This window comes from Candidatus Laterigemmans baculatus (assembly GCF_010367455.1).
Taxonomy (GTDB): Bacteria; Planctomycetota; Planctomycetia; order Pirellulales; family Pirellulaceae; genus Laterigemmans; species Laterigemmans baculatus.
The window spans coordinates 1-13,679 of record NZ_WRPR01000140.1; the positions used below are offsets into that span (position 1 = coordinate 1).

The following is a 13,679-nucleotide window of genomic DNA, read 5'->3' on the forward strand; positions in this document are numbered from 1 at the left end:
GTGCCATTCAGCTCTGCCCCCTTCAGGCGTTCAGGCGCTGACGGTCCTAAAGAAGCTCTGACCCCTTCAGACGCAGGCTCTGACCCCTTCAGGCTCTAACCCCTTCAGGCTCTGACCCCTTCTGGCGGGCCCCTTCTGGCGGGCCGGCACTGACCCCTTCAGGCTCTGCCCCCTTCTGGCGCCGGCGGGCCCCTTCAGGCTCTGACCCCTTCTGGCGCTTCTGGCGCCGGCGGACCCCTTCAGGCTCTGACCCCTTCTGGCGTTCGACCCCTTCTGGCGCTGACCCCTTCTGGCGGGCCGGTTCGCCGGCGGTTGCGCTGGCCGCTGGCGAGCTGCCGGATGGGGCTTCGGCCCTCAGCGGGAATGGGAGGCTCGCTCGCGAGATCGCCGACTCGAGTCCAACGCCTCCTCACGCGTCTCGATGCGAGGCGTGACCAGGCGAGTTTCACCGTCGCGACGAATCCTCACGTTGATCTGCTCACCTGGTTCCTTGAGGACCACCATCCGCATCAGCTCCCGCGGATTCAAGACGCTCGAATCATCAACGCTGATGATCACGTCGCCGGGCGTAATCCCAGCCTCCGCAGCCGGACTGCCGCGCATCACCCCAACCACGCGCACCCCGCCCCCGCCGCGATCAGTTGCCAAGGCCACTCCCAGCCCGCCACGGCCTGCTCGCCGCGAGCCTCGGAGCGTGGGGCGTCGCACCGTCGACCGCTCGACGTCCCGCTGGCCAGAGCGATCGCCTCGCTCGCGACTAACGCGGTCGCGCTCGTGATCTACGCGTGGGCTCTGCGGCTCAATCCGGACCAGCCGCCGATCGCGTCCCTCCATGTCTTCGCCGACCACCACATGCCGATCACCAATCTGCACCAGCCGCCCCCGGACCTTGATCGTGTCCCCGACTTGCGGTGGTTGGGCCCCCAGTCGCCGAAGCTCTCCAAGATCCACTGGAACGCGAGCCCCTCGCTCCGTCTTGAGCAAGACGACCAAGTGCTGTCGATCAGTGCCGCGCACGTCAACCCGCTTCGCTTGCACCACCTCACCGGTAACCCGGCCACGACTGGAACGCTGCTTCCCTTGCCGCTCCCGATCCCTTCGTTCCCGATCCATCCGCTCCATGCGATCGCGCCGATCCCGCTCGCGTCTCGCCTCCTGGTCTCGCCGCTCTTGAGTCGCCCGCTGCTCAGCCCTCACCTCCTGACGCAGCTGATCCTGGGAATCGTCCTGAGCCACAACGAACGGACTGCCGAGCACTCCCAAAGAAAGGAAGAGCAAACCTGATCTATATCCACTTCTCATATCCAACTCCTGATCACCAAAGAAAGCAATCCAGGAAAAGCGACTGCCAGCGAAATCGTGCAAGCTCCAGCAAACTGGCCACTACGCTCAGCCCTCGCCAACGCCAAAGATCCTCGACAGGGGCCCGCATCCACCAACGCCCCACCGCTCTTCCCTCACACCTACAATTCGCGACCTCGCACTCGCAAATCGACACCCGCGTCCGACGTCAGTAATCGAGCTCAACACCAGCACCTCGGCCCATCCAGCCCTCCGGACCATACCCCCCGTCTTCATACAGACGATCCGCGGGCCCATATTCGTAGTCAAAATAGCCCTCATACCCATCGCGGTAGAAATCGCGGTCTCCGTACTCGTCGTAATCCTCGTAGTAGTTGTAGTTGTAGTAATCGTCGTAGTAATCGAAATACCAGTCGTCGGTGTAGTTCCCGTCGTCGTAGTAAGCTCCATAGTTGTAGTAGGGATCGTCGAACCAATCCTGAGCGGATGCTTGAGCCGCGAACGACAGACTCAGCACTGTCGCTACGGCGAGACCTAACCATGGCAGCTTGAGCACATCGAGCTTTGATCGCGACATTCTTTCACCTCTTCAATTTCGGAGTTCCTAGGGAGAGCCATGGCCCTTCAATCGCGCAACCGCCAGACGGTGCAGGAGGGCGGCAAGCAATGTGCCAGAGGAGCGAAACCCTCAGAACTCCCGCCGAGATGATGTGCAAGTGTGAGGTTCAGCGCTACCGAATGGCTGGCGGCGGTTCCTGACCGGCCGGAGTGGTGGATTTGCGAACAGGAATTCGCCCTCTGCACCCTCGAAGCCAGCACTCACGGGGTTCTCGCAGCGACCGTTTGCGAGCCTGGAACCTCAGCGGCGGTCCTCTTCGCGCACCCCACCTTTTCCAGGCGTTTAACAGCCTCAGTTAATGCAGCGGCATAGTCTTTGCTTTCCCGCCACCGGGGGCCCACTCCTGCTGAGCATGCGTGGCCTAGCCTTCGCACGCATTGATGCAATGGACCATCGGATTCATCGAGTCGCCGCCGCAGGAAATGCCGTCGCACTTTGCTCGCTTGTGCTGGTGCTCTCGCAGGCCGACCTGTTGTTCAAGATGGGCGACTGCAGGGAAACCGAAGTCAGGACTCACGCACGACAAGCCTCATCCAAGCGGGTCGTGTTGGTGGTCGTCGATGGACTCCGCGCGGACACGGCCAATGATCCTCACGCGATGCCGCACTTACACCGCATCTCCTCCGGTGGAGTACGAGCGATCTCTCAGGTCCAAGGGACGGTTCCATCAAGTCTGGCGGGGATCATAGCCCTTGCCAGCGGTCGTGTTTCACCGGCAGCCGAAAGCCTATTCGACTTTCGAGCGCCTGCCTCGCCCGACGGTGGGATCTTCGAGTCCGTCACCGATCGAGGAGGTCGGTCATTCGTCGCTGGGCCGACGTTATGGACCGACCTGTATGGCCGATGGATCGACGCGGCGGAGACCGACTCGACCTTTGGACAGCACGACCGGCGTCTCCTCCTGGCGACCCTACAGTCACTCGAAAGTGATTCTTACACGTTGACGGTGGTCCACTTCGGCTGCACCGACGCAGCCGCCCATCAATATGGAACGGCTTCACCGCAATATCTCGCAGCAGCTTGGTGGTGCGATCAAGCGATCGGGCAGATCTATCAAGCGATGGGACCAACAGCGTCTTTGGTGGTAACTTCCGATCACGGGAACACGCGTCAGGGGGGCCACGCCGGACCAGAACCCGAAGTTTTGGCAACTCCGTTAATCATCGCCGCTGCGGCGCACTCGCCCCACCGATCGCGTGACTCAATCACCTCTCCAGTTCCCCAAACGATGGTTCCCGCACTGCTAATGCACTTGATCGGACATCCCGTCGAGCCGACAGCGCCAGCAATAGCCCCGGCTCCATCCCCTGCGGCAGCAGGCGTGCCGGCGCCCCCGTTGCCAATGGTCTTGGGAGGCTTGATACCGCTCTGTGGCCTGGCCATCTGCATGGCAGTCGCCCGAGGCTCCGATGGTCGCCGCCCCGCCTTTGCGCTCAATGCGTGCTTCTGGGTCGCCGCAGCGATTGCTCTAGGAGGCTGGCCGGAGACCGCGCTACTGCTCGCGACGGCCACCCTCTGCCTCACGGCCCTCGGGGTGAACCGCCCCCTGCTCTTGCGCAATCCGCCACCACAGAACCGGCGAACCGCTGAGGGCACGTCGCTCTGGACCGGACTCTCCGCCATCGCCGGTGCAGCGGGCGGGGGACTTTGGCTCCTGCCAGCGATAGCCATTGGGCCAGCGATAGCCATTGGGATCGTGCGATTTCTGGAATCCCATGTCGCACTCGCAACCGGACCGAGCGGTGGCGCGCTGGCAGCCGGTATTCCGTTGCTCGGTTGGCTTGTCTATCGCGGTCTACGAAACACTCGCCTCTGGCTCAAAGTGGCCGCCGACTCGGCGTGGCCGCATTCGCTGCAAGGGCGGATGACCGAACTTCCTCCGTTCGGTTTCTGCGGTCTCGTCGCAGTCTCGGCTTACGCGGTCGGCGGGCTCTCCCTACTCGCCGTCACAGGGCTAGCCGTCGCATGGGGTTTCACCGTCGGCTCGATTCTGGACAGCGAAACGACGCGCGTGCCACCGATCCCTACCACACCAGTTCCAGCTGAACGGGACGCGTCGCGATACCCGCCGTGGCGACCGATTGCGGCGGGAACGCTCGTGTGCCTGCTGCAAGTCCTTTTGAGTCGCGTTCTCGGCGAAACCGTGAGCCTCTCGACCGTCGACGTGCGAGCCGCCTTTTGGGCCGTTGAGTTCCCCTATGGAATCGGATTCGCAGCAGCCATCGTCCTTGCTTCCCAAGCCATGCCGACGGTGGCCTTGCTGGTCGGCTGCGGCCCGCGATTGGTCCGCTTGAGCGGGTCACAGTTGAGTTATTTTTGCAGCGGAACCTTTGCGGTGGCCGTCGGCCAAGTCGCCCTCGGTGTCCTACTGCTCTCCCTGCCGGCCCCGACAGAGCCTTGGGACGCCCTGGCTGTGGGCATGATCGTTCGCGCCTTAGCCGAATCGGTTTACCTCTTCCTCGGAGTTGCCGCCCTTTTTTCGTTCGCCCGATCGCCCCGCATGAGTCGAGATCGAACCCAGCCCACCCTGCAGATGGTCCCGCGATGAAAGCCGAATCCCGGAGCGCCAGTGACCCGTCCCCTTCTCACCCGTCCCCTTCTCACCCGTCCCCTTCTCACCCGTCCCCTTCTGAGCCGTCTCCTCGCGAACAGGCACCCTCTGAACAGGCACCCTCTGAACAGGCACCCTCTGAACAGGCACCCTCTGAACAGGCACCCTCTGAACAGGCGGAACCGAACCCTTCGGCAAAACGTGAAAGCCTCCGGCCGCTGAGTGGGGCGGACCGAACGATCCGTCGCCGGATGGGGCTCAAGGAGGAACTCCTGCTCGCCCTCCTACCGACGCTGACGATCCTGGTCGTGCTGAGTCTTGTCGAGGTGCTCGGCGGCCAACGCTTGCTCTTTGCTTCGCTCGCCTCGAGCGCCTTCTTGATCTATCTGGATCCTCAGCATGGAACCAACCGGATTCGCACGCTCCTCGGCGCCCACCTCGGGTCGGCCTGCGTCGGCGTTTTGATGGACTTTTTTCTGGGCGCCGGCTATCCAGCGGCGGGCGCGGCGATGGCCATCTCGATCATTATGATGATTACCCTGGACATCGTGCATCCGCCGGCGATTTCCACCACGCTCGGCTTCGCCTTTCGTTCCGGTGAGCAGGAGAACTTTGATCTGTTCCTGCTCGCCGTGCTGATCGTCGCGATCCTGGTGCTCCTCCAGCGCGCGGTGCTGTACATCCTCGGCCACTTGACCCAGGGCCACGAGCCACCACAGGCCGGCCCCGCGTAGGGCAGTTACAATGCGGTTTCTCGTCAGCTTTTTTATTCAGCCCAGCGGCGACGATTCTTAGTGCAGACGTTCGGAGTGAGGCAAGATGCTCTTATCGAGGCCCGAGTGCATTTTTTTGAAATCAGCGTTCCTACTGGCAACGATCGCTCTCGGAGTCTCCGAGGCTCAGACTGCGGAAACTCAGACTGCGGAAACGCGGGCGGACAACTTCAAACCGAACATCGTCATCATCCTGGCCGATGACTTAGGCTACGCGGACCTCGGCTGCTACGGGGGCAAAATTGCCACCCCACATCTCGATGGTCTGGCCAATCAAGGCATGCGGTTTACCGACGCTCATAGCAGTTCGTCGGTCTGCACTCCGACGCGGTACGGGCTCCTCACCGGACGCTACAACTGGAGATCGAAGCTCAAGCGAGGCGTGCTCGGCGGGCTCAGTCCGCGGCTGATCGAACCGGGTCGGATGACGCTCGCTTCGATGCTACAGCAGCAGGGGTACCATACCGCGTGCATTGGCAAATGGCACCTCGGCATGAACTGGACGCTGTTACCGGGCAAACAGGTTACCGAACTGGGCATTGAAACACCACCGCAAGCCTTCAGTGTCGACTACACCCAACCTCACACCGGCGGGCCGAACAGCGTGGGGTTTGATTATTACTATGGCATAAGCGCCTCACTCGACATGGTGCCCTACACTTTTATCGAGAACGACCGCGTCACCGTGCGACCGACGGAAACCAAGCGTTTCCCGATGATGGCGGGACGCGACGACGGCGGCCAGACGCGGGAAGGGCCAGCCGCACCCCAGTTCGAGGCTGCCGATGTCCTTCCAGAATTGGCTCGCGCGTCGTGTGCTTACATCGACCGCCGCGCGACAGACGCCCGCCGGGGACAGCCTTTTTTGCTCTACGTTCCGCTCGCTTCTCCTCACACCCCAATCCTGCCAACCGGCGAGTGGCGAGGCAAAAGCGGCATGAATCCCTATGCCGACTTCGTCATGCAGAGCGACGCGGCCGTTGGTGACATCCTGGCATCCCTTGAGCGAAACGGCTTGTCCGAGGAGACGCTGGTCATCTTCACCAGCGACAACGGATGCTCGCCGCAGGCAAAGTTCGCGGAACTGGCCGAACATGGACACACTCCAAGTGGCCCCTTTCGCGGCCATAAGGCGGATCTCTTCGAGGGAGGCCACCGCGTACCCTTCATTGTTCGGTGGCCCGGCCAGGTCCCCGCCGCGAAGGAATCATCCCAGCTTGTTTGCCAGACCGATATCCTGGCAACGGTCGCGGAGGTGACTGGATTTTCCATCCCCGATGCCGCCGGCGAAGACAGCTTCAGTTTTCTGTCCACGCTCGTTGGCCCGGGAGAAGCGGGTGGCCAAGCGGGAGCCAATCGCGACCACCTCGTCTCGCATTCGATCAACGGCAGCTTCGCCATCCGCCGCGGACCTTGGAAGCTGCTGCTCTGCAGTGACTCGGGAGGCTGGAGCGCACCGCGACCGGGAACGCCGCAAGCGAAACGACTGCCACCGCTTCAGCTCTACCATCTCGAGCAGGATCCGGGCGAGCAGCAGAACCTCGCACCGCAAGAGCCGAAACGCGTGAGCGAGCTCGTCGAGCTGCTCGAGCGAGTGGCTGCTGAGGGACGCAGCACGCCGGGAACGCCGCAGGAAAATCATGGGGAAGTGGAGATCTTTTCCAATCCTCGCGCCGCCGATCCTCGCACCGCCAATCCTCGCGCCGCCGATTGAATCGCGCGATCCGCGGGCGTCGATCTCGAAGAACGCTCGCGGACGGCGCCCCCGGCGAACGCTGGCACGGCAAGTGCTTGGGTTGGCGGTAGTCCTCGCTCGTAATCTTCGCTCACTGAACGCGGATCCCCCGACTCTGGGATATCACGCCATGCACCGCCAAATTCTCGCCGTCGTCTTCCTCTCTTTCGCTGTCGCTGTCCCCACTCTGGCTCAGCCAGCTGGGGCGCGTCGCGGCGGCGACGATGCGGCTGCCTCACGCTCCCTCGAGCGGTGGCTTCAACAGCTAGAAAACGAGCTTGAACATCTCCAAGAGGATCTGTACTTCCAGCGTGGGAGCTATCCCGCCGGGCTGCGAGATCAGGTGGAACGCGCTTCCCAAGCCGTCGCGCATTTCCACCATGAGGTTCGACGCTCCGACGATCGGGAGCATTGGCTGCGGGACTTCCGCGAGATGGACGAGCGGATCCACGAGTTGGTCGAGAGCTTGAATCGTAGCAGCGATCCATGGCTGCAGCGGCAAGCACTGCGGATCAGTTATCCCGACGAGCAGATCCACTATGCGTTGCGGCGGACCATTAGCAATCCTCGCGACGGTTTCCGCGAGGTGCTGGCGCGGCATGCCCGCGTTCTTGAGAACGAAGCGCGAAACCTCGAGGCTCTGGCGGAGCGAGTCGATCGCCGCGATGACCGGATGCGCCGCGAGATCCGCGACTTTGCGGACGAAGCCGAGGACTTTCGCGAGGAGGTCGAGCGAGACGAAGACTTCGACGAGTTGCGGGAAGATTTCCAGGAGGTCGACGAGAAGTGGCATCAAGCGGTCGACCAGATCAACCGCTCCGCCACGGGCCTTTACCTGAGGCGGACGGCCCAGAACGTCAACCGAGTACACAACCAGATCTTTGAGATGCTCAATGCTTCGGGCATTCCCGGCCGCACTCCGCCGGCCGATCAACCGCGCCCCATTACTCCACCGCGGGATCGCTACGAGGGCCCGCGCGACCGTCCGGGGATCGAAATCGAACTGCCTCGCATCGGTCGTTTCCGAATCCCGTTCTAGTTCAGGTACGGCACGATGCAAGAAACCGCAGAGGGACTGCGCAGGGCGATTCAGTTGGCCGAGCGGAGCCGACAGCAGGGTGGCTTGCCCATTGGAGCGACGCTGGAACTGAACGGCGTCCTGGTCGGGCTCGGGCACAATCGCCGGGATCAGTACTTTGATCCGACCGCCCATGCGGAGATCGACTGCCTTCGCGACGCAGGCTTGCTGATTGGGGCGCCGCGTGAAGCGATTCTGTACTCGACGCTCTCACCCTGCTGGATGTGTGCCGGGGCGGCTCGCGTCTTTGGAAAAATCGCCAAGGTAGTTGTCGCTGATGCCGGTGAAGGGGTGCCGTTCGTGGATTCTTGGCGCGCCCCGCGTTCGTTCTTCGAAGAGGCGGGCATCGAATTCGTGGTCAGCGACGACGAAGGCATGAAGTCGATGTTTCGCGAATTTCTCAAGAAGAACCCCCAGCTCTGGGCCGGCGACGTCGGAGTGCTCGACTGAGGCCAGCAGATCCTCCCGGCTGGTTGACGCATCAGTCGAAAGGGGATCGGGCCGTCGTCCACGACTGCAGGTGCCAGCTGAATCGCCTGCTTCTCTGCGAACAATTCGTCCACGCGGTCGGGGCCCTCCGGCTCGACTTCCGGGGCAGTGGTCTGGCGTCTCCAGCGGTCACCGATAAAGATGGCACGACCGCTGCCCGAGCGGCAAAACGACTCGAGGTATGAAACGCATGAGCATCGCTAGTCCAATGAATTCAGCAGGCCCCATCGAGGACATCGAACAACTCGACGAACGCCTCAGCCGACCGACACCGCAACTGGTCGACCACTTGGCTCAGTTGGAGGGAGATCTGATCGTCCTCGGAATTGGTGGCAAAATGGGGCCCACCCTCGCTCGCATGGCGAAACGGGCGAGCGAGGAAGCGGGCGTGCCGCGGCGGGTGATCGGCGTCTCGCGGTTCAGTGGTCCAGGGCTCCGCGAGCGACTCGAGGGGTGGGGCATAGAGACGATCGCCGGCGACCTGCTGGACGGAGACTTCATGGCGTCGCTCCCCGAGGCGCCCCTGGTTATGTCGATGGTCGGGATGAAGTTTGGAGCCACCGGCAACGAGTCGCTCACCTGGGCGATGAACGCGCACCTGCCGAGCCTGATTTGCCGCAAGTTCGCCCGCAGCCGGATCATGGCCTTCAGCACCGGCAATGTGTACGGGCTGGTCCCGGTCACCTCGGGCGGCTCGCTCGAGACCGACCCGCTGCGGCCCGAGGGGGAGTACGCGATGAGCGGCTTGGGACGGGAGCGGATGTACGAGCACTTCAGCCGCACGCAGGGAACGCCGATGACGATCCTGCGGCTGAACTACGCCTGCGAACTCCGCTACGGGGTGCTGGTCGACCTGGCGCAAAAGGTTTATGCCGGGAAACCGGTCGACCTCTCGATGGGAGTGGCCAATGTGATCTGGCAAGGCGATGCGAATGCGGTCGCTCTCCACGCGCTCGGTTGCACCTCGAGCCCTCCGTTCGTGTTGAACATCACCGGCCCCGAGACGCTGAGCGTTCGCCAAGTCTGCGAGCGGCTGGGGGAACAGATGGGTCGCGAACCGCAATTCACCGGCGAGCCGCGTCCCGACGCCCTGCTCAACAACAGCCAGCTCGCACACCGGATGTTCGGCTACCCGGAGGTCAGCGTCCATCAGTTGATCGACTGGATTGCGGCCTGGGTCGCGGCTGGCGGTGAGAGCCTGGGGAAACCCACCAAGTTCGAGGTCCGCGACGGCCGCTTCTGATCGCCGCGGCGGACTCCCGGGATATCAACGCGACGAACCTCGACGCGAGGAGCCGCTCACTCGGGGCAGTCGATGATGACGCCCTCGTCGGCCCGCAGTTCGATCCATCCTTGAACCTTTTCGCCCTCTCGATCGAGGTGTGTCGAGAGCGCGATGGAGCCGCAGATTTCCAGCGGCGGTTCGACGCGAGCCGGCTCGGACCCGAGGTTCAGGACGATGATGAAGCGGTGGTCGGCCTCGCGCCGCACATACGCCAGCACGTCTCCCTCAGTCGGCAGAGGGCTGTAGCTGCCGATGCTCAGTGCAGGCTGCTCTTGCCTTAGCTCGATCAGGCGACGATACAGTCTCAGCAGCGAGCCGGGCGTTTCCCGCGCGACGGTCACGTTCCGCTCTGCCGCGTCGGCGGCGATCGGCAGCCAGGGCTCGTGATCCGAAAACCCTGCCTGCGGCGCCGCGTTCCACTGCATGGGAGTCCGCTGCGGATCGCGGCCCATGCCGATGCCCGGCAAATTTTTCTCCACCGGGTCATGGACTCGGTCGGCCGGGATCGGCACATTCTGCATCCCGATTTCGTCGCCGTAGTACATCGTGGGCGTGCCGCGCAGAGTCAACAGCATGACGGCTGCCACTCGCGCCTGAGCCATTCCCACCCGTGAGGCCAGGCGTGGTTGGTCGTGATTGCCAAGCACCCAGTTCGGCCAGCCATGCGACGGCAAAGCGGCCTCATATTGCTCGATCGCTCTAGCAATCGTGCGGGCGTCCCAGGGAAGCGTAATTAGCTGGAAATTGAATGGTAAATGGACCCCTGTCCCGTGGGCGCCATAGTACGTCACGAGCCTTTCTATCGGAAGGTAAATCTCGCCGACCATCATTCGCTCGTCGTAGCGATCGAGCAGCTTCCGCATCTTGCTGATGATGTCATGCACCTCGGGGCGATCGGTCGTGTACGTCGCCAGGAGTTGATGATGGGGTGGCTCATGCTCCTGAAAGTCGGGATTCTCAGGATTATCCCGATAGTGCTCGTCCTTGATGATCAACCAGATCACGTCCAGCCGGAAACCATCCACTCCGCGGTCCAGCCAGAACCGCATCGCGTCGAGCATTGCATCGACGACTTGGGGATTGCGCCAATTCAGGTCGGGCTGAGCTGGCAAGAAATGGTGATGATAGTACTGCTGCGTTTTTTCATCCCAAGTCCATGCGCTGCCACCAAACGAGCTGAGCCAGTTCGTGGGCGGCCGGCCATCGGGCCCCGGATCGCGCCACAAATACCAATCGCGTTTTGGATTGTCGCGTGACGAGCGGGACTCGATGAACCAGGGGTGCTGGTCGGAACTATGGTTGGGAACAAAGTCGAGAACGATCCGGATGCCGCGGCGGTGCGCGTCCTCAAGCAGCTGGTCAAAATCCTCCATCGATCCAAACAGCGGATCGATGCCGGTATAGTCCGATACGTCGTAGCCGAAGTCCGCCATCGGAGAAGGGAACACGGGCGAAAGCCATATCGCATCCACTCCCAGCCACTCGAGATAATCGAGACGATTTCGGATGCCTGCGAGATCTCCCACACCATCGCCGTCGCTGTCCTGAAACGATCGCGGGTAGATCTGATAAATGATCCCCTTCTGCCACCATTCATGCTGATCGCTCATCCTCAGTCCCTTCGGCTTCTGCAGTATCAATCCTGGCGACGATTCCCTCGCACGGCTTCAAATGGCGCCTTCTTTCTCACCTGACTTCTGCTGCCACGGCCAGCGCCCCGTCAGCTCGAGCTCAAGAGTGAAACTGAGAAAGGTTCGCACCAACACCACCACAACCAGCACACCGATGCTCGAGAAGGTTAATTCGACCGCGACGGTGTGAATGATGTCGGCAGCCACTAAAAGCTCAAGCCCGATCAAGATCCCACTGACCAACTGAGCTCGCAGCTCACGGAACACCGCCTTGGCATTGGCACCGCGAAGCAGCGCGACGATCGCGTACAGCAGCGCAAAGCCCACGAGCACGGCGATGACCGAGACTCCAGCCAGTTCGATGACCGCCGCCAGCCACTCGGCGAATGGCTGAACCAGCGCCGACGCCGTCGACTCCTCACGCAGGGATTCGGACTCGGATATCATCGGGATTGGTGAAGGCCCTCGAGGTGCGGATATGGGAGCTTTTGAGCCGTAGGCGCTAGCCTCGGGCCTCCCAGCCCCGGAATTTTCGCTGCAGCACCCGCGGCTAGCGCCGTCGGCTCAGGGTTTTGAGCCGCAGGCGCTAGCCTCGGGCCTCGCAGCCCCGGAATTTTTGCTGCAGCACCCGCGGCTAGCGCCGTCGGCTCAGGGTTTTCTGACAGCGTCCACCCGCCGCGGCGGAATTATCGTAACGGACGACCCTCACGATTGCACGCGATCCCCGTCCGCATCGATCGGAGCCCCACCCATGCAACGCCGAGAATTCCTGACGACCGCCGCGGCACTGGCCACCACTCCCTTCGCCTGCCCAAAGACCGCTGTCCGAGCGGCCGAAGCTCCCACGGCAGCCGAAGCAATTCTCCCGCGCGACCGGGTTCCCCTGTCATTCATCATCGACGATTCGACTTGCCTGGTGAACATGGGGCACTTCTGCATGCCGCAGTTCGCCGCTGCCTGGCCCGGCCGCAAGGAATACGAAAAACCGTGGAAGTCGTGGCCGCGAGAAATTCCCGATGCGTTTGTGCGGCAGTTCGGCCAGTGGTGTTCCGAGCACGGCGTGAAGGGGAAGTACAGCATCGTCCCCAATCCGGCTTGCGTCGGCTGGCTGGACCGCGAATTGCCCGGCTGGGCCCGGCACGAACTCCGCAGCAGTCTCCAGCTCGTGCGGGAGCTCATGGTTCCCAACTGGGATATCCATCCAGAGATGATCACCCACACCCGCGTGATCGATCTCAAGACGGGGCGGCCGCTCGAACCGGCCAACCCCAGCACGATGGAAAATTCGTTTCCTCAGAAGCCAATCAGTACTGATTTCTTGACTGAATACCTTGCCTACGCACTTCGCATCCTGCGGAACTGCGAACTCCCCTGTGAAGGAGTCACCACGCCGGGCGGATTCGGCAATCAAGTGAAAACGGAATTGGGCTTGGCAGCGTTCGATGCGGTCCGCGATGTCTACGGCAGTGAGCTTCCGCACTACTTCAAATATGTTTCCAGCGGCGAGGAATCGACCGAACCGCGGCTGGAACATGTCCGCGACCTCGACACCAATTCTCCCCGGGTTGTCGTCAACGTCCCTGCCGGAACGGGCGACTGGTTTGGTGGCTGGGACGGAGTCCAGGTGAGCCAAGGGCATCGCTATGCCAATCACGATGCTACCGCCGGCCGGATGGTCGAACTCATTGAGCGCCGCCAACCGGCAGTGATGCTCTGCCACTGGCCCGGCATGTACTGCAATGGCAGCCTTGCAGGGTTTCGAGACTTCCAGCAGGTGGTCGAAGCGATCGCCGGCCGGTTCGCTGAGCATACGGTGTGGATGAAGGTTAGCGAGATCGCCCGCTATTGGGCTGCGAAAGAGCTGACGCGTCTGACGCTCACCGAGACCGGGCTCCAACTGCAGGCTCCGTTCGCCTGCCCCGGCTTTACGGTCCGCCTGAGCCGCCCTGCCGCCACCCACCCGCGACTCGGCAGCGGAATCGCAGAGAGCGCTGCACAGACGCAGCTCAGCGAAGTTTCGCGCCGCTCGCAACTGGCGAGCGGTCGCTGGTGCCGCGACGGCGAGAGCACCCTCGCCTGCTTCGACCTCCCCCGAGGAACGTCCACGCTGACGATCTAGCTAGACAGCGCCACTTTGGATTGGTTCGGAGCAGGACGGCTCGCGGAAAAATCGTTTAACGGCAAGCCGAAGGCGACTGCTTTTTAAAACACAGTCG

Annotated in this window: 11 protein-coding genes; 7 read left to right on the plus strand and 4 right to left on the minus strand. The window is 62.5% G+C overall.

Going from position 1 to position 13,679, the window contains the following annotated elements:
* Nucleotides 1-354 precede the first annotated feature (354 nt).
* Together GNK13_RS22140 and GNK13_RS20180 are read right to left on the minus strand one after the other, a co-directional pair.
* Nucleotides 355-1,302, minus strand: a complete 948-nt coding sequence (locus tag GNK13_RS22140) for a PDZ domain-containing protein (protein WP_390622534.1) — start codon at nt 1,300-1,302, stop codon at nt 355-357.
* Between the two features lie 208 nt (nt 1,303-1,510).
* A complete protein-coding gene (locus tag GNK13_RS20180) occupies nt 1,511-1,879 on the minus strand; it encodes a hypothetical protein (RefSeq protein WP_164104364.1) in 369 nt (122 codons plus the stop codon).
* A 427-nt stretch (nt 1,880-2,306) separates the two neighbouring features.
* Here GNK13_RS20180 and GNK13_RS20185 point away from each other — a divergent pair, with 427 nt between their 5' ends.
* From GNK13_RS20185 to GNK13_RS20210, 6 genes are all read left to right on the plus strand, one after another.
* Nucleotides 2,307-4,469 (plus strand): alkaline phosphatase family protein, encoded by a 2,163-nt coding sequence (locus tag GNK13_RS20185; RefSeq protein ID WP_164104365.1) that lies wholly within the window; start codon nt 2,307-2,309, stop codon nt 4,467-4,469.
* A gap of 254 nt (nt 4,470-4,723) precedes the next feature.
* The gene (locus GNK13_RS20190; protein WP_164104366.1) at nt 4,724-5,206 is read left to right on the plus strand and encodes an HPP family protein; all 483 of its coding nucleotides are present in this window, start codon (nt 4,724-4,726) and stop codon (nt 5,204-5,206) included.
* A 115-nt stretch (nt 5,207-5,321) separates the two neighbouring features.
* Nucleotides 5,322-6,959, plus strand: a complete 1,638-nt coding sequence (locus GNK13_RS20195; RefSeq protein ID WP_235935360.1) for a sulfatase family protein — start codon at nt 5,322-5,324, stop codon at nt 6,957-6,959.
* A gap of 151 nt (nt 6,960-7,110) precedes the next feature.
* Nucleotides 7,111-8,019 carry a hypothetical protein gene (locus tag GNK13_RS20200; RefSeq protein WP_164104368.1) on the plus strand — a complete coding sequence of 303 codons (909 nt, stop codon included), beginning with the start codon at nt 7,111-7,113 and terminating at the stop codon, nt 8,017-8,019.
* Nucleotides 8,020-8,034: 15 nt separating this feature from the next.
* On the plus strand, nt 8,035-8,508 hold the full coding sequence (locus tag GNK13_RS20205; protein ID WP_164104369.1) for a nucleoside deaminase: 474 nt from the start codon (nt 8,035-8,037) through the stop codon (nt 8,506-8,508).
* 229 nt (nt 8,509-8,737) lie between these two features.
* On the plus strand, nt 8,738-9,790 hold the full coding sequence (locus GNK13_RS20210; RefSeq protein WP_235935361.1) for an NAD-dependent epimerase/dehydratase family protein: 1,053 nt from the start codon (nt 8,738-8,740) through the stop codon (nt 9,788-9,790).
* A 56-nt stretch (nt 9,791-9,846) separates the two neighbouring features.
* On the opposite strand, the gene GNK13_RS20215 is transcribed toward GNK13_RS20210, so the two are convergent.
* On the minus strand, nt 9,847-11,442 hold the full coding sequence (locus GNK13_RS20215; RefSeq protein WP_164104370.1) for an alpha-amylase family glycosyl hydrolase: 1,596 nt from the start codon (nt 11,440-11,442) through the stop codon (nt 9,847-9,849).
* Between the two features lie 57 nt (nt 11,443-11,499).
* Entirely contained in the window at nt 11,500-11,910 is a 411-nt protein-coding gene (locus GNK13_RS20220) for a DUF1622 domain-containing protein (protein WP_164104371.1), read from the minus strand.
* 304 nt (nt 11,911-12,214) lie between these two features.
* Between GNK13_RS20220 and GNK13_RS20225 the strand changes: the two genes are divergently transcribed.
* Complete coding sequence (locus GNK13_RS20225) at nt 12,215-13,582, plus strand: hypothetical protein (RefSeq protein ID WP_164104372.1); 1,368 nt, start codon at nt 12,215-12,217, stop codon at nt 13,580-13,582.
* Nucleotides 13,583-13,679 lie beyond the last annotated feature (97 nt).